The sequence below is a fragment of the Oceanihabitans sediminis genome (genome assembly GCF_003337215.1).
GTDB lineage: Bacteria > Bacteroidota > Bacteroidia > Flavobacteriales > Flavobacteriaceae > Oceanihabitans > Oceanihabitans sediminis.
In genome coordinates, this window is sequence record NZ_QPIG01000003.1 from 365,885 (window position 1) to 391,984 (window position 26,100).

Annotated in this window: 23 protein-coding genes and 2 tRNA genes; 5 read left to right on the forward strand and 20 right to left on the reverse strand. The window is 33.1% G+C overall.

What is annotated here, in order from left to right; genetic code table 11:
* Window positions 1–14: 14 nt before the first annotated feature.
* The 4 genes from yajC to DU428_RS10030 all read right to left on the reverse strand — a co-directional run bounded on the left by yajC (window position 15) and on the right by DU428_RS10030 (window position 3,060).
* On the reverse strand, window positions 15–311 hold the full coding sequence (gene yajC / locus DU428_RS10015) for a preprotein translocase subunit YajC (RefSeq protein ID WP_113966479.1): 297 nt from the start codon (window positions 309–311) through the stop codon (window positions 15–17).
* Between the two features lie 5 nt (window positions 312–316).
* Window positions 317–883: a DUF1573 domain-containing protein gene (locus DU428_RS10020; protein ID WP_072351355.1), complete on the reverse strand. Its 567-nt coding sequence runs from the start codon at window positions 881–883 to the stop codon at window positions 317–319.
* A gap of 56 nt (window positions 884–939) precedes the next feature.
* Window positions 940–1,851, reverse strand: a complete 912-nt coding sequence (gene nusB / locus DU428_RS10025) for a transcription antitermination factor NusB (RefSeq protein WP_072351379.1) — start codon at window positions 1,849–1,851, stop codon at window positions 940–942.
* Between the two features lie 105 nt (window positions 1,852–1,956).
* Entirely contained in the window at window positions 1,957–3,060 is a 1,104-nt protein-coding gene (locus DU428_RS10030; RefSeq protein WP_072351356.1) for a Glu/Leu/Phe/Val family dehydrogenase, read from the reverse strand.
* 148 nt (window positions 3,061–3,208) lie between these two features.
* Here DU428_RS10030 and DU428_RS10035 point away from each other — a divergent pair, with 148 nt between their 5' ends.
* Together DU428_RS10035 and DU428_RS10040 are read left to right on the forward strand one after the other, a co-directional pair.
* Entirely contained in the window at window positions 3,209–4,963 is a 1,755-nt protein-coding gene (locus DU428_RS10035) for an ABC transporter ATP-binding protein (RefSeq protein ID WP_113966480.1), read from the forward strand.
* A gap of 141 nt (window positions 4,964–5,104) precedes the next feature.
* Window positions 5,105–5,506, forward strand: coding sequence for a PUR family DNA/RNA-binding protein (locus DU428_RS10040; RefSeq protein ID WP_072351358.1), 402 nt, complete (start codon window positions 5,105–5,107; stop codon window positions 5,504–5,506).
* Between the two features lie 85 nt (window positions 5,507–5,591).
* Here DU428_RS10040 and DU428_RS10045 read toward each other — a convergent pair whose 3' ends face one another.
* The 3 genes from DU428_RS10045 to DU428_RS10055 form a co-directional block, all read right to left on the reverse strand.
* Complete coding sequence (locus tag DU428_RS10045; RefSeq protein WP_243633492.1) at window positions 5,592–6,548, reverse strand: 1-acyl-sn-glycerol-3-phosphate acyltransferase; 957 nt, start codon at window positions 6,546–6,548, stop codon at window positions 5,592–5,594.
* Window positions 6,549–6,619: 71 nt separating this feature from the next.
* Window positions 6,620–7,528 (reverse strand): bile acid:sodium symporter family protein, encoded by a 909-nt coding sequence (locus DU428_RS10050; protein ID WP_113966481.1) that lies wholly within the window; start codon window positions 7,526–7,528, stop codon window positions 6,620–6,622.
* A gap of 2 nt (window positions 7,529–7,530) precedes the next feature.
* Window positions 7,531–7,866: a tRNA-binding protein gene (locus tag DU428_RS10055; protein WP_113966482.1), complete on the reverse strand. Its 336-nt coding sequence runs from the start codon at window positions 7,864–7,866 to the stop codon at window positions 7,531–7,533.
* A 139-nt stretch (window positions 7,867–8,005) separates the two neighbouring features.
* Here DU428_RS10055 and DU428_RS10060 point away from each other — a divergent pair, with 139 nt between their 5' ends.
* Complete coding sequence (locus DU428_RS10060) at window positions 8,006–8,563, forward strand: thioredoxin family protein (RefSeq protein ID WP_113966483.1); 558 nt, start codon at window positions 8,006–8,008, stop codon at window positions 8,561–8,563.
* A gap of 50 nt (window positions 8,564–8,613) precedes the next feature.
* Here DU428_RS10060 and DU428_RS10065 read toward each other — a convergent pair whose 3' ends face one another.
* The 6 genes from DU428_RS10065 to porU all read right to left on the reverse strand — a co-directional run bounded on the left by DU428_RS10065 (window position 8,614) and on the right by porU (window position 17,966).
* Window positions 8,614–9,294, reverse strand: a complete 681-nt coding sequence (locus DU428_RS10065; RefSeq protein WP_113966484.1) for an SDR family NAD(P)-dependent oxidoreductase — start codon at window positions 9,292–9,294, stop codon at window positions 8,614–8,616.
* A 94-nt stretch (window positions 9,295–9,388) separates the two neighbouring features.
* The gene (locus DU428_RS10070; RefSeq protein ID WP_113966485.1) at window positions 9,389–11,002 is read right to left on the reverse strand and encodes a pyruvate dehydrogenase complex dihydrolipoamide acetyltransferase; all 1,614 of its coding nucleotides are present in this window, start codon (window positions 11,000–11,002) and stop codon (window positions 9,389–9,391) included.
* A 3-nt stretch (window positions 11,003–11,005) separates the two neighbouring features.
* A complete protein-coding gene (pdhA, locus tag DU428_RS10075) occupies window positions 11,006–12,004 on the reverse strand; it encodes a pyruvate dehydrogenase (acetyl-transferring) E1 component subunit alpha (protein ID WP_113966486.1) in 999 nt (332 codons plus the stop codon).
* A gap of 181 nt (window positions 12,005–12,185) precedes the next feature.
* Entirely contained in the window at window positions 12,186–12,668 is a 483-nt protein-coding gene (gene cdd / locus DU428_RS10080; protein ID WP_113966487.1) for a cytidine deaminase, read from the reverse strand.
* 147 nt (window positions 12,669–12,815) lie between these two features.
* Complete coding sequence (porV, locus tag DU428_RS10085) at window positions 12,816–14,054, reverse strand: type IX secretion system outer membrane channel protein PorV (protein WP_113966488.1); 1,239 nt, start codon at window positions 14,052–14,054, stop codon at window positions 12,816–12,818.
* Between the two features lie 33 nt (window positions 14,055–14,087).
* The gene (gene porU, locus DU428_RS10090; RefSeq protein WP_113966489.1) at window positions 14,088–17,966 is read right to left on the reverse strand and encodes a type IX secretion system sortase PorU; all 3,879 of its coding nucleotides are present in this window, start codon (window positions 17,964–17,966) and stop codon (window positions 14,088–14,090) included.
* Window positions 17,967–18,234: 268 nt separating this feature from the next.
* On the opposite strand from porU, the gene gldJ reads away from it, so the two are divergent.
* Together gldJ and DU428_RS10100 are read left to right on the forward strand one after the other, a co-directional pair.
* Window positions 18,235–19,911, forward strand: a complete 1,677-nt coding sequence (gene gldJ / locus DU428_RS10095) for a gliding motility lipoprotein GldJ (protein ID WP_113966490.1) — start codon at window positions 18,235–18,237, stop codon at window positions 19,909–19,911.
* A 65-nt stretch (window positions 19,912–19,976) separates the two neighbouring features.
* Window positions 19,977–21,254 carry a UDP-N-acetylmuramoyl-tripeptide--D-alanyl-D-alanine ligase gene (locus DU428_RS10100; RefSeq protein ID WP_113966491.1) on the forward strand — a complete coding sequence of 426 codons (1,278 nt, stop codon included), beginning with the start codon at window positions 19,977–19,979 and terminating at the stop codon, window positions 21,252–21,254.
* A gap of 54 nt (window positions 21,255–21,308) precedes the next feature.
* Here DU428_RS10100 and DU428_RS10105 read toward each other — a convergent pair.
* The 7 genes from DU428_RS10105 to tolA form a co-directional block, all read right to left on the reverse strand.
* Window positions 21,309–21,383 (reverse strand) — tRNA-Val (locus DU428_RS10105).
* Between the two features lie 124 nt (window positions 21,384–21,507).
* Window positions 21,508–21,582 (reverse strand) — tRNA-Val (locus DU428_RS10110).
* Between the two features lie 113 nt (window positions 21,583–21,695).
* The gene (locus tag DU428_RS10115; RefSeq protein WP_113966492.1) at window positions 21,696–22,913 is read right to left on the reverse strand and encodes a bifunctional folylpolyglutamate synthase/dihydrofolate synthase; all 1,218 of its coding nucleotides are present in this window, start codon (window positions 22,911–22,913) and stop codon (window positions 21,696–21,698) included.
* Window positions 22,914–22,916: 3 nt separating this feature from the next.
* Window positions 22,917–23,768: an energy transducer TonB gene (locus DU428_RS10120; protein ID WP_072351370.1), complete on the reverse strand. Its 852-nt coding sequence runs from the start codon at window positions 23,766–23,768 to the stop codon at window positions 22,917–22,919.
* Window positions 23,769–23,828: 60 nt separating this feature from the next.
* A complete protein-coding gene (locus DU428_RS10125) occupies window positions 23,829–24,221 on the reverse strand; it encodes an ExbD/TolR family protein (protein WP_113966493.1) in 393 nt (130 codons plus the stop codon).
* 1 nt (window position 24,222) lies between these two features.
* Window positions 24,223–24,924 carry a MotA/TolQ/ExbB proton channel family protein gene (locus DU428_RS10130; protein WP_207802369.1) on the reverse strand — a complete coding sequence of 234 codons (702 nt, stop codon included), beginning with the start codon at window positions 24,922–24,924 and terminating at the stop codon, window positions 24,223–24,225.
* Window positions 24,925–24,934: 10 nt separating this feature from the next.
* Window positions 24,935–26,098, reverse strand: coding sequence for a cell envelope integrity protein TolA (tolA, locus tag DU428_RS10135; RefSeq protein ID WP_113966494.1), 1,164 nt, complete (start codon window positions 26,096–26,098; stop codon window positions 24,935–24,937).
* Window positions 26,099–26,100 lie beyond the last annotated feature (2 nt).

Consider the following 26,100-nt stretch of genomic DNA (forward strand, 5'->3'; position numbering starts at 1 on the left):
TATAAGTGTAATACTTATTTCTTAACTTCTGTTGGAGATACGTTTAAGTTTTTACTTAGTTCCATAGAAATTGCAGTACGATCAAACTTAAGCTTTCCAGCCATAGTTTCAATAACACAACTGTTATCTTTATCGTTAAGATCTGCTATCTTTCCGTGTAAACCACTTTTAGTAATAACTTTATCACCTCGTTTAAGCTCACTTGCAAACTTTTTTTCTAGTTTTGCTCGTTTCATTTGCGGTGCAATCATAAAGAAATACACTACTGCAAACATTGCTATAAACGGTAAAAATTGTCCTATTTCTCCCATTTTAATTAATCGTGGTTATGACCTTCGTGACCTGGTTGTGTACTATATTTTCTTGGAGCTGGGTTAGCAGCAGCAGGAACAGCTTGATTTACTGGGCTAGTAGCATTTGGTCTAGCTGGTGCGTTAGGGTCTGGCTTAACAAAAGCTTTAATTCTAACTGTTTCTCTTCCTGTTTCTGTGTTAGCAGTTACAGTAATCGTTTTAGTTACTGTGTTTTGACCAGTTCCGTTGAATTTTACTGTAAACTCACCTGATTCTCCAGGAGCTAAAGGCTCTTTAGACCAATCTTCTGGTACAGTACATCCGCAGGTACTTTTAATATTAGTAATTACTAAAGGAGCTTTCCCTGTATTTGTGTATTTAAAAACTGTTTCTACATTCGTTTTAGCTTCAATTTCACCAAAATCATGTTCTGTTTTGTCAAAAGTTAAAACTGGAAAATCAGTTGCTTTTGCATCTCTTTCTGCTGCTTCTGCAACGTTTTTATCATCAATTTTTTTTGATGCATCTTCTTTACATGAAGTAAAAGCGATTAAGCAGAATGCGCTTAAACCTAACAATACTTTTTTCATAATTCTATTTTTTGTTTTTTTAATTATTCAATTTGTAAATGTACTAAATTTTATACTTATAGCAATCCTCTACCAATTTTATTTAACTTATTGTCGACTTGGTATTCCTTTACAAGCTTGTCTAAAACACCATTAATAAAAAAGCTACTTTTTGGTGTAGAATATTCTTTTGCTATTTCTAAATACTCATTTATAGTAACTTTCACAGGAATAGACGGGAAGTTTTGCAACTCGCAAATTCCCATTTGAAGCAAAACATAATCTATTCTTGCAATACGTTCTGCATCCCAGTTTTTAGTTTTTCCTTCTATCTCTAAACTTAGTTTGCTTTGATTTAAGATGGTCTTTTTCAATAAATCTATTGCAAAAGCTTTATCGTCTGCATCTTTATATAAATGCGGAGCAAAATATCTTGAATTAGGATTCGCTTTTACCTGTTTTAATAATTTTAAAACAGTGGTGTTTATAATTGGAAGATCATCTAACCAAGTTAAATTCTTATCTTCTATATATTCGTATAGCTTCTCGTTTGGAGCAATTATTTCTTTAAATACATCTACTAAAAAGTTTTTATCTTCTTTAAAAGTAGAGGTTTTTGTTTGCATATAATCGGCATACAAATCACTTGCTAAAATTGCGCGGAAAATAATATCTACATATTCATCATCTAACTCCCAGTTAGTGATTTTATGAGCTTCTATAGCTTCTTGAAGTACTTCATTATTTCTCAATAATAAAAACACTTCGTTGTTTATTAATTTCTTATTTGGATTTTTGTCTTCGGTAGTTGCTAGAAGTTTGTTCTGCGTTTTTAACACATGATCTTCTGCTTTTTTATGTACTTCTATTAATAAGGACATGATTAGTAAGTATAGATTGTACATATTGTCTATACTATGTAACAAAAACTTTTGGTCTTTACTAAAATTTTCGCTTTCGCCACCTTTAAAAGAGTAAAGGATTTGCATAACTTTAATACGAATGTGTCTTCTATTAAGCATATAAAAAAGAACTTGATTTAAAAAAGGCGAAAGTAGTTACTTTCGCCTTAAAATAATAGTATTTTTTTAGAATTATTTAGAATTTTCTTTTTTTCTAGTGTCAATTCTTTCTTGAGCTATGTTTAATGCTGCTTGGTTTGTAGTAATGCCGTTAGTATCTGCATTAGCTAAAATTTCTAATGTTGTATTGTAAATATTCTCTGTTTTACGCATGATTTCTTTTTTATCATATCCTTCTAATTCTGCGTAAACATTAATAATTCCACCTGCATTAATTAAGAAATCTGGTGCGTAAACAATTCCTCTTTCTTGAAGAATTTTTCCATGTACAGCTTCAACCGCTAATTGGTTATTTGCTGCTCCAGCTATAACTTTTGCTTTAATCTTATGAATAGTATCGTCATTAATTACTGCTCCTAAAGCACAAGGTGCATAAATATCTACATCTTCGCTATAAATATCACTTCCTGTATAAATAGTTGCATTGTATTTCTTGCTTACTTCTTCTAAACGTGCTTGGTTAATATCTGAGATAATAACTTTAGCTCCTTCGTTTGTTAAATGCTCCACAAGAGATTCCCCTACGTGACCAATACCTTGAACAATTACTTTTTTATCTTCTAGAACATCGCTACCAAATTTATACTTTGCAGCAGCTTTCATTCCCATAAAAACACCGTAAGCAGTAATTGGAGAAGGGTTTCCTGATCCTCCTTTACTTTCTGAAATTCCTGTAACGTATGGTGTAACCTCACGAACTAAGTCCATGTCAGCTGTTTCCATTCCAACATCTTCAGCAGTGATATAGTTTCCGCTTAATGAATGCACAAACTCACCAAACTTTCTCATAAGTTCTGGAGTCTTTTGTGTTTTAGCATCACCAATAATAACAGCTTTTCCACCACCTAGGTTTAAACCTGTAATAGCTGACTTATATGTCATACCACGAGAAAGTCTTAAAACATCATTTAAAGCTTCCCATTCGTTGTCGTATTGCCACATTCTAGTACCACCAAGAGCAGGACCTAATACTGTATTATGTATTCCAATAATTGCTTTTAAACCCGTATCTTTGTCATTGCAAAAAACAATTTGCTCATGATTATCAAATGAAAGTTGTCCGAAAACAGGGTCCATTTTTTTTAGATCGTCTGGGGTAATAATATCTGTAGACATTTAAATATTTTTTTAAAAGTTAATGTTTTTGTTTTTTGAATATATCGCAAAAACGATATACAAAAATAAACCTATATTATTATAATCGCAAACTATATCGAGCAATTATATAATTTTAATAAAGTTTAAAACTTCGCAACTATTGTAAATGAAAGAATTACAACATCTAAATAAGTACTTTTTAAAATACAAATACAAACTTATTCTTGGAATATTAATCACCATAGCATCCAAGATTTTTTTACTCTTCACTCCTAGATTAATTAGGCAATCTATTAATGTAGTAGATGAGTACAGAAAAGGAAATTTAACAAACCTTCCTGAAGTAAAAGCAGAATTACTTGAAAACATCCTTTATATTATTGGTGCCGCTCTTATTACGGGAATACTTACCTTTTTTATGAGACAAACCATTATTAATGTCTCTAGATATATTGAGTATGATTTAAAAAATGAAATCTATAAACAATATCAAAAACTATCTCTAAACTTTTATAAAAAGAATAGAACAGGAGATTTAATGAATAGGATTAGTGAAGATGTTGGTAACGTAAGAATGTATGCAGGACCAGCAATAATGTATAGTATCAACACATTTACGCTTTTCATTATTGTAATTATCTCTATGTATAACCAATCGCCTAAACTAACCTTATACACTTTAATTCCTCTACCAATTTTATCTATAATCATTTTTAGAGTTAGTAAAGAAATACATAAACGAAGTACTATAGTGCAAGAGTATCTATCAAAACTTTCAACCTATACCCAAGAAACTTTTAGCGGAATTTCCATTATAAAAGCATACGGAATGGAGCCGCAAACAAGAGAAAACTTTAATGATCTTTCTACGACAAGCAAAGAAAAGCAAATAAGCCTAGTAAGAGTACAAGCTTTGTTTTTCCCTACAATGGTATTACTTATTGGTTTAAGTAACTTAATTGTAATTTATATAGGTGGAATGCAATATATAGATGGGGAAATTGAAAACCTAGGAACTATAGCCGAGTTTATTATATACGTAAACATGCTTACTTGGCCAGTTGCTACTGTAGGTTGGGTAACTTCTATAATACAGCAAGCGGAAGCTTCACAAAAACGTATTAATCACTTCTTGAAAATTGAACCTGAAATTCAGAATAATGTTGAAGAACCTACCGAAATTAAAGGAGAAATAACTTTCAAAAATGTTTCCTTTACTTACGATGACACAAATATCGAAGCTCTAAAGGACATAAGCTTCAACTTAAAACCAGGAGAAACTTTAGCAATTATCGGTAAGACAGGCTCAGGTAAATCTACTATTTTAGATTTAATAGGAAGATTATACGATATTGATAAAGGAGAATTATTAATAGACAACAAACCTATTGACCAAGTAAATCTTGTTAGCCTAAGAAATAGCATAGGTTATGTGCCTCAAGAAGCTTTTTTATTTAGCGACACTATTAATAACAATATTAAATTTGGTAAAGAAAACGCTTCAAACGAAGAGGCTATACAAGCAGCGAAGCACGCACAAGTACATGAAAACATTATAGGTTTCAATAAAGGATACGGAACCACTTTAGGAGAAAGAGGAATTACACTTTCTGGTGGGCAAAAACAACGTATTTCTATTGCTAGAGCTATTTTAAAAGATCCACAAATCTTATTGTTTGACGATTGCCTTTCGGCTGTAGATACTGAAACTGAAGAGAAAATCCTAAACAGTCTTAATAAGCTAACAAAAGGAAAAACAACCATTATTGTAAGTCACAGAGTTTCTTCTGCTAAAAATGCAGATAAGATTATTGTTTTAGATGATGGAAGAGTACTTCAGGAAGGCACACACGACATCTTAATTCAAGAACCTGGATATTATAAAGACCTGTATTTAAAACAATTGTCAGAAAAGTCATAGATTAATTATAATACAAGCTAAGACAACATATTTCTTATTAACAAACTAGTGTAAAAGAATTATAATATTTAGTTGCTTGTTATCTATTTTTTTTTGATTTTTGAAAAACTATTAATGACACTTTAATATAAAAACAAGATTATGGATACCAATGGCATGATGGAGAAAGAGGAAATTTACTCTAAAGTATTACGAGCAGGAAGACGTACTTATTTCTTTGATGTAAGAGCTACAAAGGCGGGAGATTACTACTTAACAGTAACAGAAAGTAAGAAGTTTACAAATGACGACGGATCATTTCATTACAAAAAGCATAAAATCTATATATATAAAGAAGATTTTTCTGAATTCAATAGTATTTTAGCTGAAATGACAGATTATATTATTGCTGAAAAAGGAGATGAAGTAATAAGCGAGCGTCACCAAAAAGACTTCAAAAAAGAATATAACACAGATGTTTCAGAAACTAAGAAAGCAGAAACAACTGAAACTACAGAATCTATCGAAAGCAGATTTACCGATATAGATTTTGACGATATTTAATCTCTTTTTTCTTACAAAACACAAAACCGTTGCTACTAGTAACGGTTTTTTTATTTAATAAATTAACTGAAATACAATTTACATGCTAAGCCTTTACATAATATAAAGCCATAACAGAAACACCCACCGCATAACACAATGCCAACTGCCAACCGAATAACACTATAAGCATAGTTAGAATCACAAAAAACCAAATAGGGAATATGGTTATATAAACAGCAAATCTGAAGGTTGCAATAAACTCCACTTCCTTTATTTTAGGTTTTACCAAAGAACGCCAAACCCAAAATGGTAAAAAGAAATTAGCTATAAGTATTTTATTTACCAACCTCCTAAAGAAACTAGTTTTCACTTTTTCAGGTTTGACACAAATTTCAAAATTAGAAGCAATACAAGAGTTTACAGTTTCCGGATTTAAGAAATCTACATTTCGACTTTCTAATTCCCTTAATGTTTCATTATAATTTTCAGAAGGAATATGAGTTGTTAGAGCAGTTAACGCTTCAAATACATCTTTTTTAAGAGAAGAAATTGCCTCATGTTTATCTTTTGAAAGATACTTTTTTACAGAAATAGGTTTTCCGAAGTATACCGAAGTACTATCTACAAAATTTTCAGCTTTAGCATAATTTAAACCAACTGGAATTATTTGCAAATCTGCTTCTGGGTATCTCTCTAAAGTTTCAAAAACAATTCTTGTAAAACCTTTACTCAAAGGTCGTACCGTTCTATTAATATGATGATTCCCTTCCGGAAAAATTACTATAGCATTATTTTCATTTAGCAGATCTGTACACTTTTTAAAAATAGAATTATTATTACTAATACTACTCCATCCATCACGTACTCTATACACCGGCAACAAGTGAAGCGTATACAAAAACTTACTAATTATTGGTTTATTAAAAACTGAAGCTCGAGTTAGAAAATAAGAAAACCTTCCAGATTTTGTAGCAATGAGCAAGGGATCTATCAGAGCATTTTGGTGGTTTGATAAAAACAAAACGGGTTTATCTTTTGGTACATTTTCTATATCATACACTTTGAAACTTTTATAATAACAAAAGAGTCCTATTCGGATATAAGTTCTGAAAAAATGTAGGATAAGTAAATTCAAATTTTTTCGTTTTTAGATAGTACCAACCAATAAATAGAAACAGATAAACCAGAAATTATATGCCAAATTCCCCAGAAAGCAGCTATAAGAGCCATTCCTCCTATGCCTTCAAAAAAAGTAAAAATAAGCAACAAGCCCAAACCTGAGTTTTGAATTCCGGTTTCTATTGCTAATGTTTTTTGATTTTTAAAAGATAATTTAAAAGCTCTAGCTACAAAAAAACCTAAAGCCAATGCTAATATATTATGACTAATACCTATTGCTAAAACCCAATGTATATAATCACTAAATACATCTAGGTTGTTTAAAAAAGCAATAACTACTATAGCTACAAAAACAATAATAGAAAATGGTTTTAATATTTTAGAAACTTTTTGTGCAAGATCTGGAAACTTTCTTCGTAAACTCATTCCTAAAACTAAAGGTATTCCTAAAATGAGAATCACAAGCTTTACTAATTCGATGAAGTTTAATTCTACATCTTGTAATAATTGAGCGGTAGGCTCGTATAGATTTCCATAAACTTGAAAATTTAATGGTGTCATAAACATTGCTAAAAAAGTAGCAAATGCCGTTAAACTGACAGAAAGAGCTGTATTTCCTTTGGCTAGATGTGTCATAAAATTAGAAATATTACCTCCAGGACAAGCTGCAACCATCATCATACCAAGCGCAATACTAGCTCGTGGTTTTATAAGTAAAATAAACAAATAGGTTATAAACGGAAGAAGTAAAAACTGTAAAACAACACCAAGTATTACCAACTTAGGCTCTTTAAACAACTGCCTAAAATCATTGGTAGTAACACCAAGAGCTACACCAAACATTACAACAGCAAGTGCTAAGTTTAAAACCCAAAGATTATTTGGATTAAAATTTATTTGCACAGCATCTAATTCTGTCATATTTAAGAAACTGTAGATCCGTTTTTAACTCTATTTTCTGGGTTAAGTAAAATAACATCTTTGCCATTTACCGCTCCAAGAACCAAGCATTCACTCATAAACTTGCCTATTTGCTTAGGCTTAAAGTTAACAACACATACAATCTGCTTGTTAAGCAAATCTTCTTTTTTATATAAAGTAGTTATTTGTGCAGAAGATTTTTTAACCCCCAAATCACCAAAATCAATCATTAGTTTATACGCAGGGTTTCTAGCTTCCGGAAAATCTAGAACCTCAATAATGGTTCCTACTCTTAAATCTATTTTTGTAAAACCATCAAAGGTAATTGTTTGTGACATTCGCTACTTATTAGTCTAGCTAATGTATGAATTTTTAAGAATTATAATAAGATAGTTGCTGCTAATTTGAAATACTTCTTTATATGAAATTTCATATATTTTGACTATCTTATTTGACTCACTTTTTATAATTAATAAAATGGCAGATACACCTTCCAACATGCTTCCGTTAGGAACAAAAGCTCCTGATTTTGAATTATTAGATACCGTTTCTCAAAAGCGATTAAATCTTCAGCAATTAAAAGGCGAAAATGCTACGGTTATCATGTTCATATGTAATCATTGTCCGTTTGTAATTCACGTAAATCCTGTTTTGGTTGCAATAGCTAATCATTATCAAAAAAAAGGAATATCCTTTATTGCAATTTCTAGCAACGATGCTGAAAAATATCCGCAAGATGCTCCTGATAAAATGACGCTTCACGCTAAAGAAAACAAGTATCCTTTTGTGTATTTATATGATGAAACCCAAGAAGTAGCTAAAGCCTATGACGCAGCCTGTACACCAGACCTCTATGTTTTTAATAAAGAATTAGATTTGGTTTATCGCGGACAAATAGACGACTCAAGACCAAGAAACGGAATTACTGCCACTGGAGATGATTTAAAACATGCCTTAGATTGTGTTTTAAACAACAAGGAAAACACTAAAGAGCAAAAACCGAGTATTGGATGTAATATAAAATGGAAAAACTAAAGATAGATACTCTTTAGTTTTTCCATTTAATTTTATTCTTTTTTAAAAGTTTAAGGAGTAGAATTGGAAACCTGTAACATCTTCCCATTATAGAATTTGTTTCCTTCAAGGGCAAAATCATGAATATAGTTTGCCATTTCTAAAGGAGAAGTATTTGCTTTATAGCCCGGAAAAGCTTCTTCTAGCATTTCTGTTTGTACAGCTCCAAGAGCTAATACGTTAAATTGCGGACCGGATTCTTTATATTCTTCAGCAAGTAATTCTGTTAAGGTAATAACAGCTCCTTTACTTGAACTATAAGCAGCAAGTCCTGGGAATTTCATACTACCTTGTACTCCACCCATAGAGCTTACAGTTACTACATGGCTATCTTGTTTCATAAAAGGTAGAACTACCCTGGTCATTTCAGCTACACCAAAAACATTGGTTTTGTAAACCCTTTCAAAATCACCCATAGAGGTTTCTTTAAAAGGTTTATTAACAATAGTCCCCGCATTATTAATTAAGATATCCACCTGCTTCCATTCAGTTGCAATAAAGTCTTCTACTTTTTTATAATCTTCTGCTTTACTTAAATCGAAAGCCATAGAAGTAATATTTTCAAAATTTAAATTCGTTACAGGCTTCTCATTTCTTGAAAGAGCTAATACATTATGCCCTTGACTTGCGAAAAGGTGCACCAATTCAAAACCAATTCCTCTACTCGTTCCTGTGATTATGATGTTTTTCATTTAAAAATATTTTAGATTCTAAAGATAAAAAATCCTGCTTCAATATTAGAAGCAGGATTCTGATTTATTATTTAATGCCTGTAAGTAATTGGTGTTATACCAACATAGTTACAGGGTTTTCAATATAGCCTTTTAATACTTGTAAGAACTGTGCTCCTGTTGCTCCATCTACTGTTCTGTGATCACAAGCAAGCGTTAGTTTCATTGTATTTCCTACTACTATTTTTCCTTCTTTAACAACTGGCTTCTCGACAATATTTCCTACAGAAAGAATTGCAGAGTTAGGCTGATTGATAATAGAAGTAAAACTTTCTATACCAAACATTCCTAAGTTAGAAATAGTAAAAGTACTTCCTTCCATTTCTTGAGGAGTTAATTTTCTATTTCTAGCTTTTCCAGCATAATCTCTAACGGCAGCACCAATTTGTTGTAAGCTTTGCTCATTTGCAAAACGTACCACAGGAACTACTAATCCGTCCTCAACAGCTACAGCAACACCAATATGTACATGGTTGTTTAATCGCATTTTATCTGCAAACCATTGTGAGTTTACTTGAGGGAATTGTTTTAATGCTAAAGCACAAGCCTTAACAATCATATCGTTATAAGATATTTTTGTATCTGGAATAGAATTGAATTGTTTACGGAAAGCAATAGCATTTTCCATATCAAATTCTACATTTAAGTAATAATGAGGAGCAGTAAATTTAGATTCTGCTAAACGTTTTGCTATTACTTTACGCATTTGCGAGTTAGCCTTCTCATCAAAATCTTCTTGTCCTGTTGGAACAAATTTACCTACAGAAGCTGATGCTGCAGCAGGTGTGAAGTTTTCTACATCGCGTTTTATGATTCTTCCGTTTTCACCAGAACCTTGTACTTGAGAAAGATTTATTCCTTTTTCTTCAGCCATTTTTTTAGCTAAAGGAGAAACAAATATTCTTCCGCCAGTATTTGTATTAGTCGAAGTAGTTGCAGCTACAGGTTTTTCAACAGGCTTAGCTACTTCTTGTTTTTTCTCTTCTTTTTTAGGAGCTTCTGCTTTTGCTGCTTTTGAAGCGCCTGCTCCTTTATAATTTGCAGCTATAGAAGAAACATCTGTTCCTTTTGGACCTATAATTGCTAAAAGGGAATCTACTTTTGCCGATTCTCCTTCGTTTAATCCTATATGTAATAAAGTACCAGATTGAAAAGACTCAAACTCCATAGTAGCTTTGTCTGTTTCAATTTCTGCAAGAATGTCTCCTTCTTCAACCTCGTCTCCTACTTTCTTTAACCAAGTAGCAATAGTACCTTCTTCCATAGTGTCACTTAATCGTGGCATAGGAACAACGGTTACTCCTTCTGGAAGTTCTTCTTCACTAGCAGTATCATCAGATGATTCTTCTTCAGTAGCAGCTTCAGAAGTACTTTCTGTAGGTTCTTCTTTTTCTGCTTTAGAATTAGAAAGTAAAGCTGAAATATCTTCTCCCTCTTCTCCTATAATTGCTAAAAGCTCATCTACTTTTGTGGTTTCACCTTCTTGCACACCGATGTGTAATAACACACCTTCGTGAAAAGATTCAAACTCCATAGTAGCTTTATCTGTTTCAATTTCTGCAAGAATATCTCCTTCATTTACTGTATCCCCGACTTTTTTAAGCCAGGTTGCTACAGTTCCTTCTTCCATAGTATCACTCAATCGAGGCATGTTTATAATTTCTGCCATAGCTTATAGTTTATGTTGTAAAAATGGGTAATCATCTTGTTCGTAAACAGAGTCGTACATAACACTTAGTTCTGGATATGGAGATTCTTCTGCAAATTTCTCACATTCGCTTACTAAACTTTTTACTCGCTTATCAATAACTTTTAACTCGTCTTCTGTAGCGTAGTTTTTCTCTAAAACAACTTCTTTTACTTGCGTAATAGGGTCTATTTTCTTGTACTCTTCTACTTCGTCTTTTGTTCTATAATGTTGCGCATCACTCATAGAGTGTCCTCTATAACGATACGTTTTTAACTCTAAGAATGTTGGTCCGTCACCACGACGAGCACGTTTAATTGCTTCGTCAAAAGCTTCAGCAACTTTCACCGGATTCATTCCGTCTACAGGTCCTGAAGGCATTTGATACCCTAAACCTAATTTCCAAATATCTGAATGGTTAGCAGTTCTTTCTACAGAAGTTCCCATAGCGTAACCGTTGTTTTCACAAACAAAAACGACTGGTAACTTCCAAAGCATTGCCATGTTGAAAGTTTCGTGAAGAGAACCTTGTCTTGCGGCTCCATCACCAAAACAACAGATAGTTACAGCTCCTGTTTCGTGGTACTTATCTCCAAAAGCCATTCCAGCTCCTAAAGGAATTTGCCCACCTACAATACCGTGACCTCCATAAAAACCTTTTTCTTTAGAAAAGATATGCATAGAACCACCAAGACCTTGAGAAGTTCCTGTTGCCTTCCCATAAAGTTCTGCCATAACACGTCTAGGATCTACTCCCATTCCTATTGGCTGCACATGGTTTCTGTATGCTGTAATCATTTTATCTTTAGAAAGATCCATCGCATGTAGTGCTCCTGCTAAAACTGCTTCTTGACCATTATAAAGATGAAGAAAACCTCTTACTTTCTGTTGGATATAAACTGCCGCTAGCTTGTCTTCAAACTTTCGCCAGAATAACATATCTTCATACCATTTAAGGTATACTTCTTTGGTAACTTTTTGCATTTGTTAGTGCTTCTTTAAAGAAATTAAAAATTGTAATATAATCTACCAATTTTAAGTTGGTATTTATGTAATCTTCATTTTGAGTTTTTGGTCAAAACAAATCCATTAACAAAAGTAATACTTTCGCTAGGAATAAAAAAGGTTGAAAATTGTAAAATTTTCTGAAATTATTTTTGAAACACTAAAGTACCGACTTATCAAAAACCAAAGGCAGCAAATTAGCTAAGGATTCTGACTTTACAACTTTACCAGATTCTCCCATAAAATAAATTTCTATTGGCTCATCTTGTTTTACTTCATACTCCGCTATTGCTTGTCTGCAAGCACCACAAGGCGGAATAGGTGTAATTGTTTTATGTATTGTGGAACCTGCCATTATAGCCATAGACTTCATAGCTACACCGGGATATTTTGCACCTGCGTAATATATAGCTGTTCGCTCTGCACATAACCCTGAAGGATAAGATGCGTTTTCTTGATTACTACCTGTAATTACTTCGCCATTCTCTAATTGTATTGCTACTCCTACAAGAAACTTTGAATATGGTGCATAAGCTTTTTCTCTAGCTTCTTCTGCTTGTTTCATTAATGAAACGATGTTTTCTGGTGATTCTTTTAAATCCTCAAAAACACTTAAAGTTGTTTCTATCTTTATTTCTTTCATCTGTGAATTTTTATTTCCTTCTTTCTTTTTAGAATGCTTTCTATAAAATTTTCTAAAAAGAATAAGTTAAGCTTTGTTTAAAAACGTTTTTAGACAAAAAAACTATTGCTTTTTGGCAATAGTTTTCATGGCTTTTATATTTCAAAATTAATATTCTGTATAAGCATCTTCATCAAATTTAAATGATAAAGAGAAACGCAATGTATTTTCTAATGGGCTTTGAACTTTTGAAGCCGAGAATAAATACGATAAGTCAATATTAACTACATTAAATTTAAATCCTGCTCCTAATGCAAAGAATTTTCTTGCTCCTTTATCTTCACTTTCATTAAAGTATCCTGTACGGAAAGCAAAAGAGTTTTGGTACATATATTCTGCACCTATAGCATAAGTAAATTCTTTTAGCTCTTCGCTAAATCCTCCTGGTGCATCACCAAAAGATTGAAACATTCCTGAAACAAAACTTACATCTGGATCTTTTCCTTCAATAATATAGTTTGGTTCATAGCTAATTTCATTATCGATATTTGGATCGTATTCCCCATTTCCATTTACATCTTCGTACTCACGTCTTTCTCCCATAATTGGAGGAGTTGGCACTAATAATTTAGTCACCTCTCCAGTTACCGAAATCGTATTATAATCATCTAAGATAAAGTCGAATCCACCACCTAAACGTAAAGTTGTTGGTTGAAAGTTATCTACTCCTCCTTCTGAATATTTGAATTTTGGTCCGATATTTTGAATAGCAAATCCTAAACGAGTTCTTCCGTTATAACTATTATATGCTTCTTCTTCACTTTGGTAGTATCCAGTTACATCTACCCCAAAAGTACTTGCTGCATAAGCTTCATCAAAGCTATCTAACTTTAAATCTGAACGCATATAACGCATTGCTACAGCCATAGAAAATTGCTCGCTTAACTTTAAAGCATAAGCTGCATCAAGAGTAAATTCATTTGGTCTTTGTACTAATGGTGTTGAATTTTCATCTACAACAAATTCAATATCTCCTAAAGAGAAATATCTTAAACTAGCAGAGAAAGCACTTCTTTCATTTATTCTATTAAAATAAGTAAGGTTTCCTAAAAAGATATCGTTTACTAACTGACTTAAATATGGTGTATAACTAACAGCAAATCCTTGTTTATCTGTTGAGAACGCATATTTGGCTGGATTCCATTGTTGTGAGAATGCATCAACCGAAGTTGCTACACCTATATCTCCCATACCTGCTGCTCTCGCGTCTGATGCAATTAACAAGAAAGGCATTCCTGTTGTAATTACTCTAGAATCATAAGGGTCTGGAGTTATTTCTACAACATTTTGAGCATTCGTTTTTACTAAAAAAAGCAAACAAGCTATGGATAAAATTAGTTTCTTCATTTGATCTGTTTATTTAACAAATATAAATTATTATTATAGTATTACAAGTTTCTCTATTTTTTCAACCTTTTTATTTAAGGTATTGGAACGTACTGTTAGCTTATAAACATAAACTCCTTTTCCTATTTTGTCTCCAAAATCATCACGTCCGTCCCAAACAATATCTCTTGATAGTGCCGAACCACTTCCTCCACAACAATCGGATGCATTTGTTTGACCATTAATGGTTCTTACCAATTTACCGGACACGGTGAATATCTGTACTGAAACGTCTAAAGGTTCCGAACTATTGTGGTTAAACCAAAATTCTGTGTAATTAACAAATGGGTTTGGGTAATTTAATACGTTATCTACAACAAGTTGTTCGTTTTCATTATATACAACAAATTGAATTTCTTGCGTAGTAGAATTGTTATATACATCCCAAGCTTTTAAGGTTAAGGTATGTAAACCTGGGCTTAAATTTCTAAATGGGTAGCTTACCGTACCTTTAGTATAATCATCTACTTCGGTTTGATAATAATCATTTAAAATAAACGGATTGGTTTCGTCTCCATCAATAATAGCTACGATATCATGACCAATACCACTTGCGGTGTTAATACCATTTTCATCTTCTAGTTTTACTAATAATGTAGGTGATTCGTTTGTAATTCCACCAGAAACAAAACTTTCATCATTCATAAAAAGGGTTACTAACGGACCAACATTATCTTCTGGTGCATCGTTATTTATTCCTCCTATTTTAATTGTTTCTATACTTGCTCCTGTTTGATCTTGAAGAAAAGGAATTTCAGATTTTGCATAAAAGCTGGCTTTTCCGAAGCCAACAGGAATACTAATATCTCTAGGAACTACAAATTCGAATTCGAATTGCCCATTGGTAATAGACGCTTGCCCTCTGAAAATTATTTCTCCTAAGGTTTTAAAGTCCATATAAATTAAAGCACCTCCATCTCTTGTTCTATCATTTGCTAAGGTTCTTCTGTCAATTTCCTTATCGTATATAGTTGTCGAAAGCACCCCATTATAATTAGTTAATACATTACCTGCTAAGTCTGTTACTTCACCAGATAATTTTACACGACCTAAAGCTTGTAATGTATCTGTATCATCTTCAACAGGAACATCATTTATTTTTGTTAATCGAATACTTGGCTTAGGAAAAGATAATTTCATTGCAGGGTCTCCAATAAAAAAGATTAATCTTCTTTGGGATACATTGGAAATTGAAGGACTATTTTTTGTTAGTCTTAAAGCTTCAGCTATCGAAGGATATTCGTGATCTTGATACTCATCGGTATCATTATATGAAAACATATATTCACTTAATACCTCATTGAAGGTCACACCAACACTTACAAAAATTTGTCTAGTAGTGGTTATTAAAGAAACAGCTCCACCATCTGGATTCCAGAAAGTAAACTCTCCTGCTGTTGGTCGTAACGGATTGTCAAACCTTGTAAACTCACAGGTTACCGTAACGAAGCAATTCAGCTTACAGGTGTTTCCGAAGTTTTTTGCCATAGGCTGATCGTAAAAACGCTCATGCCCTAGTCCGTCTTCACCACCATGTCCAAAATAATTCACTACCAACGCACCTTTTTCTACTGCATTATTAATCGCTTCTGTTACTTTAGGATAACGATCCCCTCCTGCTGATGCTTCCTGTAAAAAAGCATCACTGTGAATTTTTGTTGCATTTAAAAATGGCTTAGCAGCAGATATATTATCTGATAGTCTATCGGTAGTTTCTTGTAAAGTTCTTTCCCATGCTAGATCTACATCATCAGAAATCATTACGAAGCTATTCCTCCAACTATCATAACTTTCTTCACTGTGATAAGAGATTATTTTATCTACAACCTCTCTTGCTTGTTGTGTAGTACTTACCAAAATTCTTCCAACGGCAATATCTAATTTATCTGAAGAACTCATTGCTCCTTCATTATCATCCATCATTCCAAAAAAGTCATCTGAAACGAATGAATTTGTTAGATTGAAACTCTCCATAGCATGCCATGAAGGAACAATATTGGTGTTGTTTTGCAATCTGTCTTTATAGTCTACAGAGCCATCACCGAAAAGGCATAAATATTTTAATCTTTTTTCAGGCGAACTCGCATTATCATAAATGTATTTAACAAAATTTCTAATTGCACCTATATCTTGACTACCAGAACTGAATTCGTTATAAATCTTACCTAAGGTCACCACCTTAACATTAAGATTGTATTTCAGCTTATTGATATCTGCCAACCTTTGCGCTTGATTTACTAAAAAAGTAGGGGTAACAATTAAGTAATCTATATCTTCAAAATTACCTTGCTCATTTAAAAAGATGGTTCCTTTTAAATCTTGATTAGCAACATTAGAGTTAGAAGCCATTATTGGTTCAAAATAACCTGTTTTACCAACAACTACATATTCTTTTAAACTACCTAAGTTGGAAGTGAAACTAAAAGTATTGCTAGCTTCAGTATTTACGGCGGTTGTAACATTATACAAGTCGGTAATCTCCCAAATTTCTGAAACATTACTCGCATTTGTAATAGTGTATCTTCCTATTCCCGTACTTGTAGCTACTGCCTTATTTCTAAAACTGAATTGATTACCAGAGTAGTTCAGAGCTCTAGTTCCTTCAATAGAAATATAATCTAAATAAGCATTAGCACTAGGGTTTCCTGCGTTGTTATAATTCAGTTGAACAGCTATTTCGCCAGAATTAACATTTATATCTCCGTTAAAAACAGACTCTACTGCTAAAGTTTCGTTAGTTGCTGCTGCCAAATTTAAAGTGGTAATATTTGCTCCATTAGCATTTAACTGCATGCTTGAAGCTGTAGAAGCATCTGATGCAACATACACCTTCAGTCTTAAAGGTTCAGAAGTTATTAAATCTGGCATAGAAAAATTAAAAGTTTGTTCGTTTTCTATATCAAACTTTTCTCCAAACCATCTTCTACCTACATTGACTATATTATGTTCATCTACCTCATGAAACTGATAATCTTGAAAATTATCAATTTCTAAATCTACAGGCCCTGAAGGCTGAATAAAAGGCTGTATTCTTTTTCCTTGTCCCGGACTTATATTTATATAGTAATAAGTTACATCAGAATATAAATTAATATGCGTATTACTTTCTGCGCTATAACCTTTAGGACCTTGGGCATAAAACAATATATAGTCGTTATTATCAAATTGCCCATCACTTTCTCCTACAATTCTAATAGCATTTTCTGCAAGATCGTAAGGATAAGGCTCGGAATTCGCATATGGAATCATTTTACCTCCATTACCATATAACTTAATGTTTCGCGGATCTACATTATTTGTATTTACACCAATCGAGCTTAAAAAGTCTTTAGTTATTTTAAAAACTCCCGTGGTATCCACATAAAACTTATACCACTCCCCAGAACTTAATACCGAATTAGAAATCGCTCTGTTAGTTGCACCATTATATCTAGAGCTAGAACGGTTATCATAATTCACCGTAAAGGAAGTTACTTTCTTATACACGCCATTATCATTAATAATAGGAGAAACTTCTAAATAAGCATGACGAACATCTCTTGCTATAGAGTTTGATAAAGTATATTGAATCTTTTTAGGAATACTTTTAAGGTTAACTCCCTTTAATTCATTTTTTGAAATACTTGCGTAAGTAACTTGAGACAATGCAACAGAAGACTCATTTACCAAACTAGCTATTTCCCACTGTGCAACAAATTGTAAACCATCTGTTAAACTATAATTGAAATGCTCTTTATTAAAATAAGGAACCTCGAAAGAAAATTTTTCTGTAGCAATGGTTGTATAATCCTGCCATGTAATTTTGAATGTTTTCTGTTGCGAAAAAACAGCAAAATGTAGTATAAAGCCTATTAAAAGTAATATCTTTTTCATTGCATAAATAACGTGAATAATTGACTGTTATTATTTAAAAACACACAATTTTTAAAAAGGAATCAAAAATACAATAATATTTTAAAATCTTGGGCGTTATAACATTTACTAATTCAACGATAAACTGAAAAAACACTATCGTTGTAAGGTTTAATAATCAAGATAAACTGCAATTAATTTTTAATCTATTTTAACTTATTAACTTGTAGTATTAACTGAAATTATTATATTGCATCACTAAAAATAACAAGAAGCTTACTTTAAAAGTATGAACATGAGAAAAGTAGTATTATTATTAATTCTTGCAGTATCTGTAACTGCAGTAAGTTGTAAAAGATCTAGTTCAAAAAACACATCTAGAGCAACTGGTTGGCAAATCAACTCTAAAGAAGGTGGTTTTCAATACAATGATAGGTTCAAAGAGCAAGAAACCGCTCCTGGATTAGTATTTGTTGAAGGAGGAACTTTTACGATGGGTAAAGTTCAAGATGATGTTATGCATGATTGGAACAACACACCAAACCAACAACATGTACAGTCTTTTTATATGGACGAGTCTGAGGTAACTAACTTTATGTATACAGAATACTTATATTGGTTAAAATCAACTTACCCACCATCTGAAGAAAACTTTAAAGCTATATATAATGGCGCACTTCCAGACACTTTAGTATGGAGAAACCGTTTAGGGTATAACGAAGTTATGACAAATAACTATTTACGTCACCCAGCTTACGCAGAATATCCTGTTGTAGGTGTTAGTTGGATTCAAGCAGTTGAATTTGCAAACTGGAGATCTGACAGATATAACGAGTTGAACTTAGAAAAAGCAGGTTACTTAACAAGAGATGCTAAATTAAGTGCAACTGCAGATGCTAACTTTAATACAGACACTTATATTAATGCTCCTACCTTAACTTATGGTGGAAATGATAGTATTATCAAACCAGAAAAATCAAGACGTAGAGTACAAACTACTGCTAGTGGAGACACTATTAATGTTTTTGCTAATAGAGAAACTGGACTTATTTCTCCAAAATACAGACTTCCAACGGAAGCAGAATGGGAATATGCAGCTTTAGGAATGTCTGAAATTAGAAGCTATAACACACACAGAGGTAGAAAAAAATACCCTTGGAATGGACAGTACACTCGTACAGGAAAACGTCAAATCCGTGGGGACCAAATGGCTAACTTCAAACAAGGAAAAGGGGATTACGGTGGAATTGCAGGATGGTCTGACGACGGTGCAGATATCACTAAACAAGTAATGTCTTTCGCTCCTAACGATTACGGTTTATACGATATGGCTGGTAACGTTGCAGAATGGGTTGCCGATGTTTACAGACCTATTGTTGACGATGAGTTTAACGACTTTAACTACTACAGAGGTAACGTTTATACTAAAAATGCTATTAACGATGACGGAACTGTTAAGATTGTAACTACAGACGAAATAGTTTTCGATACATTATCTAACGGTAAAGTTGTTGCTAGAAACCTTCCTGGAGAAATTCTTCAAGTAGGTGTTGACGAAAACGAAACTTACTTAAGAACAAACTTCGATAGAAGTGATAACCGTAACTTTAGAGATGGTGATAAACGTTCTTCAAGACAATATGCAGATTCTTTTGATGAAGAAGATGGGGAAGTTGAAAACGAACAACTAACTAGAAAAATGTATAACTCACCAAAACATAGCATCGAAAGAGATTCTTCAGGAGCTATTATTCGTGATTACGACAAATCAAACAAACGTACTTCTTTAATTAATGATGAAGTAAGAGTTTACAAAGGAGGTTCTTGGAAAGACAGAGAATACTGGTTAGATCCAGCTCAAAGACGCTACTTCCCTCAAGATATGGCTACAGACTATATCGGATTTAGATGTGCTATGTCTCGTGTAGGTTCAAAATCGAAACAAAAGAACAAAACTAAGAACTAAGAATTCTTTAATAATATTAAAAAAGTCCTGACAATTGTCAGGACTTTTTTTTATACATTTAATCTATGAAAATAGAACAATTACACCAACTGTACTTACAATGCAACAAAGTAAGTACAGACACTAGAAAAATAGAAAACAACTCACTTTTTTTCGCTTTAAAAGGAGAAAATTTTAACGGCAATACCTTTGCTAAACAAGCCATTGAAAATGGTGCAAAATATGTTGTTATAGATGAGGAAGCATACGCTATAGAAGGTAAAACCCTATTAGTAGATAATGTTCTTAAAACACTTCAAAAGCTTGCTAGTTATCACCGTGATTACTTAAAAGTAAAAATCATATCGCTTACGGGAAGCAACGGAAAAACTACTACGAAAGAACTTATTAACGCTACCCTTTCACAAAAATTTAAAACGGTTGCAACTATAGGAAACCTAAATAACCATATTGGTGTTCCGCTTACTTTATTATCAATGGATAAAAGCACCGAAATAGGTATTGTTGAAATGGGTGCAAATCATTTAAAAGAAATAGAATTCTTATGTAATATAGCTAAACCAGATTATGGTTATATCACTAATTTTGGAAAAGCACATCTAGAAGGTTTCGGAAGCATAGAAGGAGTTATACAGGGTAAAACTGAATTGTACCAATTTTTAAAAGAAAACAACAAGCACATCTTTTTTAATGCCGATGATTTCATTCAAGAAGAAAAACTACAAGGCTATAAACTTAAATTTGGATTTACTCAGACCAAAGAAGATTACTATAAAATAGAATTAGAAGAAGCCAATCCGTTTGTTGTTTGTAAAGTAGAAAATACTACTATCACTTCTAATCTAATTGGTGCTTATAATTTTATGAATCTTTCTGCCGCAATAAGCATTGCTAGCTATTTCAAGGTGGATTTAAAGGCTATAAAAAAAGGAATAGAGAATTACACCCCAAACAACAATAGATCTCAAATCATCACTGTAGGAAGTAACAAAGTAGTATTAGATGCTTACAATGCAAACCCTACAAGTATGCAAGCAGCATTAAACAACTTTTCAAAGTTGAAGAGCACTAATAAAATAGTTATTCTTGGAGATATGTTTGAATTAGGAAGTGAAGCAGAAGCAGAACACCAGAACATTGCCGGTTTATCCTTAAAATTAGGTTTTGACAAAATATATTTGGTTGGTGAAAACTTTTATAAAACAGAATTACTTTCTGATAGAATAGAAAAACACCCATCTTTTGCAGCTTTTAAAGAGAATTTCAAAAAACCAGAAAACGCTAACTTGTTAATTAAAGGATCAAGAGGAATGGCCTTAGAAAGAACTTTAGAATTACTTTAAAAATGAAACTGCTACAAATAAAAAAAGCTTCTCTAAAAAGAGAAGCTTTTTTTGTGGGCGCGAAGGGATTCGAACCCCTGACCCCTTGGGTGTAAACCAAGTGCTCTGAACCAACTGAGCTACGCGCCCTATTTCAAAATTTCAACAAATTACTCTTAAGTAATTATTTGTGTTTGCTTATAAATGGAAATTATAAGACGCTTCTATATATAATAGAAAAATAAAAAGCCCCTCTATTAAGAGAAGCTTTTTGTGGGCGCGAAGGGATTCGAACCCCTGACCCCTTGGGTGTAAACCAAGTGCTCTGAACCAACTGAGCTACGCGCCCTATTCCAATATTTCATCAGATTTCTCTGAAGCAATTAAACTTGTTTCCTCATCAATTGCGAGTGCAAATATAAGACTGTTTTTCGTTTCTCAAAAACTTTTTTGATAAATTTTTCAAATAATTTCTGCAACTACAAAAGTACTGCCTCCTACATAAATTACATCTTCTTTATTTGCTTGATTTTTTGCAGCATTATATGCTTCATTAACAGATTCATAATACGCACCTTCAAATCCTCTTTCTTTAAAATAGACTAATAATTCGGAAGCATCTTTACCTCTAGGAATATTTGGTTTACAGAATAAATAGTTGGCCGCTTTTGGTAAAACATCTATAATTCCGTCTAAATCTTTATCGTTTACAACACCAAAAACAATATATAGCTTATTATAATCTTCTTGCTGCAATTGCTTCATAGTATAAGTTAAACCTTCTAAGTTATGAGCTGTATCGCATATTACCTTTGGAGATTCTTGCAAAACTTGCCACCTTCCTTTTAATCCGGTATTTTTCACAACTTCTAATAGTCCGTTTTTAATATTATTATCTGTGATTTTCCAATTATTAGACTGTAAAACTTTAATTGTTTGTAAAACGGTTTTGATATTCTTTTCTTGATAACTTCCTATTAAATCACTGGTATAGCTTTCAGTAATTAATTGATCGGCATAAAGTATTTCTGAATGAACTTCTGCTGCTATAATATTAAAAACTGCTGTTGTTTCTTCTTGTGTTTCTCCTATAACAACAGGAATATTCGGTTTTATTATACCTCCTTTTTCAGCGGCTATCGCCTTTAAACTATTTCCTAAGAATTGTGTATGATCTAATCCAATATTGGTTATAACAGAAACTTCTGGAGTAATAATATTTGTAGAGTCTAATCTTCCGCCTAGACCAACTTCAATAATTGCTATATCTACTTTTTGGGTCGCAAAATATTCGAAAGCCATTCCTACAGTCATTTCGAAAAAGGAAAGAGTGTTTGTTTCTAAAAAAGCTTTGTTCATTTTTATAAAGTCAACAACAAACTCTTTACTAACTTCTTTGCCATTAATCTTTATACGCTCTCTAAAGTCTTTTAAATGCGGAGAAGTATAAAGTCCAACCTTATAACCTGCTTCTTGTAAAACAGAAGCTAACATGTGGCTAGTAGAACCTTTTCCGTTGGTTCCAGCAACATGAATACTTTTAAAACTAGTTTCTGGATTTTTTAGATGCTTTGCGAGTAATTTAGTATTACCTAAATCCTTTTTATAAGCTTTTTTTCCTTGTTGTTGATACATTGGAAGTTGTGAGAACATCCAATTTACGGTATCTAAATATGTCATGTATTATTGACCTAAATTGAAATTAACTTTTACAAAACCAACTTGTTTTGCAGGTGCTTTACTATCTGCTCGCCATTTGTGGGATAAGGCAATTTTTTTTGCTGGTTCTAACAAACAAGCCGCAGTATTAGTGGTTCCTTTTACTCCCGGAACTGCTTCTGTAACGCGTCCGCTTCTATCTACTACAATTCTTACAATAACCATTCCTGATTCATTGCAATCTTGTTTATATACTTGCTTAGATGGTTTTCCTCTTCCGTTTAGTCCGTAGCCTACTCCACCACTACCTGTTCCTGGGTCACCGAAATAACTTGGAGCATAAGGGTCACCGTCTAACTGACCTTTATCCCCTGCCTTATTATCGTCACCTTCACTTCCTGATTCGCTACCTTCAGAATTACTAACTCCACCAATTAAGGCGTCTAGTTTTTTCTTTTTTTCTTCCTGCTCTCTTTTCTCTTTAGCAATTCTATCGGCTTCTGCTTTCGCTTTCGCATCTGCAATAGCTTTTGCCTTTGCTTCAGCTTCTTTTTGTTTTTTTATTGCAACCGCTTCTTCGGTTTCTTGTGTTAAAACTTCTTCTGCAACCTCCGGTGCTTTAGTAGGTTCAGCTGCTTCTGTAGGTTCTGTTTCTGCAGGCTTATTAATGTTTATGTCTTCAGATTTCACAGGTTTTGTTGGTTGTACATCACCACTACCAAAATCAGTAGTTCCAAAATTTATTGCAACACCATATTCTTCTGGCGGATCCATATATTTTGGACCTACCACAAAAATTAACAACAAGATAATCAAAGCAACTAGTGCTGTGATTTTTGCTGAGTCTTTTTCGTGTTTGGTGTTAAAATACTTCATTTTTACTTTATAGTCTTCTTTGCACTTAATTACAATCTGCGTGCCAATTATACTAATAGTTTATTGTGACTTTACAGCTAAAGTAGATTTGATTTTGTTTCTATTGGCAATATCCATTATAAAAACCACGTGTTTCATTTCTACATCCTGATCGGAACGAATGGTTATGGATGGACTTTCTGTTTCGCCTACTTTTGCTAAAACTTCTGCTTCTAAAGATTCTTTAGAAACTTGCTTCATGTCTACGTAATAATTGACATCCTTATCTACGCTTACAGATACATTTTTTGTTTGGGTTGTTTTGCTGGTAGATTTTGGTAATAATAAATCTATAGCTTCTGCCGAAACCAATGTTGATGCAATCATAAAAAATATTAGTAACAGAAAAACTATATCTGTCATAGATGACATATTGAATTCTGGTGTTACTTTATTTCTTCCTCTTAAATTCATATTATGTTGGCTCGTTTAAGTGATCTAGAAATTCTAATGAATTTGCTTCCATTTGGTATACAACCTTATCGGTTTTTACTACTAAATGGTTATATGCTACATAGGCTATAATACCTACAATTAGCCCTCCTACTGTAGTGGTCATAGCTGTATAAAGTCCGTCTGCTAGTGTTTTAATATCTATAGAACCTCCTGAATTAGCGATTTCAAAAATAGAAAGAATCATTCCGATTACTGTACCTAAGAAACCAATCATTGGTGCTGCTCCAGAAATGGTTGCTAAAACTGAAACGTTTTTTTCTAATCCGTAAATTTCTAATCTTCCTGCATTTTCAATGGCAGTATTAATATCTTCTAGAGGTTTTCCTATTCTTGTAATTCCCTTTCCTATTAATCTAGAAACTGGTGAATTTTGTTGTACACATAACATTTGTGCTGAATCAATTTTTCCGTTAGTAACATGATCTTTGATTTGATTCATAAAATTAGCATCTACTTTGGAAGCTTCTTTTATAGCGAAAAGTCTTTCGAAATAAATATATGTTGCAACTATTAGCAATACAAATAATAATGCTATGATTACCATTCCGGCAGTTCCTCCGCTAGTGATTAATTCTATTACCGAAAGTGTTTTTTTTACAGATTCTCCGTCTGTTAGTAAATCTGCTTCTGTAGCAGCGTCTTGGATGATTGTGTTTAACATATTAAACTTATTAGTCTTTTAATTTTATTCTAAGTGGTAATCCATAAGATACAACTACTGCTCTACCTTGTTGCATTCCTGGTTTCATTTTGGGCAATAACCTGATAACACGCTTAGCTTCTTCTTCTAATTTAGGGTCTTGAGCTCTTGCCTGAATAGCTACAACATTACCTGATGTATTAATTTTAAAGGAAATATTTATTTTTTGAATTCCCTTTAAGTCTTCTGCTAAATCTGTATTGTAATTATCACTGATAAATTTAGTGATTTTCTCATTCATACATTTTTTTCTAGCATTATTATCCCCGCCTTCACATCCCGGATAAATAGGCACATTCTCTATTAGCGCAAAAGAGGTTTCTCCGCTTCCTTCATTTTGTTTTTTTGCTGCTGCCGCTTTTGCGTCAGCTGCAGCCTTTGCATCAGCCTTCGCTTTTGCTGCTGCTTGTGCAGCGGCTTCTGCTCTCGCAGCGGCTTCTCTTTCTGCTTTTGCTTTCGCTTCAGAAGCTGCTTTTGCCTTTGCCGCTGCTACGGCTCTAGCTTTTGCTTCGGCCTCTGCCTTAGCTTTAGCTTCCGCTTCGGCTTTAGCCTTTGCTTCTGATTCCGCTTTTGCTTTGGCTGCAGCTTTAGCATCGGCTTCCTTTTTCGCTTTCTCTCTTGCTAGTGCTTCAGCTTTTTGCTTTGCTTCTTTCTCGGCTTTTATTCTTTCTGCTTCCTCCGCTTCTTGTTGTAATAATTTTTCTGCTGCCAAAGCTTCTTTTTCAGCTTTCTCTATTGCTTCTGCTTCCGCTTTTTGCTTTGCTGCTTCTTCGTTTTTTAACTTCTCTGCAGCTTCTTTCATTTTTTTAGCTTCTTCAACTTCTTGATTAGCTTTTTCTTCAGCTACCTCTTCTTCAACAACTTCTTCTAAAGCCTCTTCTACTACTTCCTCTACTTCTTCGATCTCTTCTTCTGGTTGAGCTTCTTGGGCCTGGGTTTGAGTAGGCTGCACCTTTTCTGGTTGCATGTTATCACCTCCTAGAGCTGACTCTCCAAAATTTATTGCAACACCATATTCTTCTGGCGGATCCATATATTTGGGACCTACCACAAAAATCAATAGCAAAACAATCAACGATATAAGCGCTGTTATTTTTGCTGAATCTTTTTCGTGTTTGGTGTTAAAATATTTCATTA

Excerpts from the sequence above, each read along its gene's own strand:
- porV (WP_113966488.1), bottom strand. The coding sequence starts at position 14,054 with ATGAAGAAACTAATTTTATCCATAGCTTGTTTGCTTTTTTTAGTAAAA.
- DU428_RS10050 (WP_113966481.1), bottom strand. The coding sequence starts at position 7,528 with ATGACAGAATTAGATGCTGTGCAAATAAATTTTAATCCAAATAATCTT.
- porU (WP_113966489.1), bottom strand. The coding sequence starts at position 17,966 with ATGAAAAAGATATTACTTTTAATAGGCTTTATACTACATTTTGCTGTT.
- DU428_RS10055 (WP_113966482.1), bottom strand. The coding sequence starts at position 7,866 with ATGTCACAAACAATTACCTTTGATGGTTTTACAAAAATAGATTTAAGA.
- DU428_RS10125 (WP_113966493.1), bottom strand. The coding sequence starts at position 24,221 with ATGAATTTAAGAGGAAGAAATAAAGTAACACCAGAATTCAATATGTCA.
- DU428_RS10065 (WP_113966484.1), bottom strand. The coding sequence starts at position 9,294 with ATGAAAAACATCATAATCACAGGAACGAGTAGAGGAATTGGTTTTGAA.
- DU428_RS10100 (WP_113966491.1), top strand. The coding sequence starts at position 19,977 with ATGAAAATAGAACAATTACACCAACTGTACTTACAATGCAACAAAGTA.
- DU428_RS10035 (WP_113966480.1), top strand. The coding sequence starts at position 3,209 with ATGAAAGAATTACAACATCTAAATAAGTACTTTTTAAAATACAAATAC.
- DU428_RS10030 (WP_072351356.1), bottom strand. The coding sequence starts at position 3,060 with ATGTCTACAGATATTATTACCCCAGACGATCTAAAAAAAATGGACCCT.
- DU428_RS10130 (WP_207802369.1), bottom strand. The coding sequence starts at position 24,924 with ATGTTAAACACAATCATCCAAGACGCTGCTACAGAAGCAGATTTACTA.
- DU428_RS10070 (WP_113966485.1), bottom strand. The coding sequence starts at position 11,002 with ATGGCAGAAATTATAAACATGCCTCGATTGAGTGATACTATGGAAGAA.
- DU428_RS10060 (WP_113966483.1), top strand. The coding sequence starts at position 8,006 with ATGGCAGATACACCTTCCAACATGCTTCCGTTAGGAACAAAAGCTCCT.
- DU428_RS10040 (WP_072351358.1), top strand. The coding sequence starts at position 5,105 with ATGGATACCAATGGCATGATGGAGAAAGAGGAAATTTACTCTAAAGTA.
- pdhA (WP_113966486.1), bottom strand. The coding sequence starts at position 12,004 with ATGCAAAAAGTTACCAAAGAAGTATACCTTAAATGGTATGAAGATATG.
- DU428_RS10020 (WP_072351355.1), bottom strand. The coding sequence starts at position 883 with ATGAAAAAAGTATTGTTAGGTTTAAGCGCATTCTGCTTAATCGCTTTT.
- yajC (WP_113966479.1), bottom strand. The coding sequence starts at position 311 with ATGGGAGAAATAGGACAATTTTTACCGTTTATAGCAATGTTTGCAGTA.
- DU428_RS10120 (WP_072351370.1), bottom strand. The coding sequence starts at position 23,768 with ATGAAGTATTTTAACACCAAACACGAAAAAGACTCAGCAAAAATCACA.
- nusB (WP_072351379.1), bottom strand. The coding sequence starts at position 1,851 with ATGCAAATCCTTTACTCTTTTAAAGGTGGCGAAAGCGAAAATTTTAGT.
- cdd (WP_113966487.1), bottom strand. The coding sequence starts at position 12,668 with ATGAAAGAAATAAAGATAGAAACAACTTTAAGTGTTTTTGAGGATTTA.
- DU428_RS10115 (WP_113966492.1), bottom strand. The coding sequence starts at position 22,913 with ATGACATATTTAGATACCGTAAATTGGATGTTCTCACAACTTCCAATG.
- tolA (WP_113966494.1), bottom strand. The coding sequence starts at position 26,098 with ATGAAATATTTTAACACCAAACACGAAAAAGATTCAGCAAAAATAACA.
- gldJ (WP_113966490.1), top strand. The coding sequence starts at position 18,235 with ATGAACATGAGAAAAGTAGTATTATTATTAATTCTTGCAGTATCTGTA.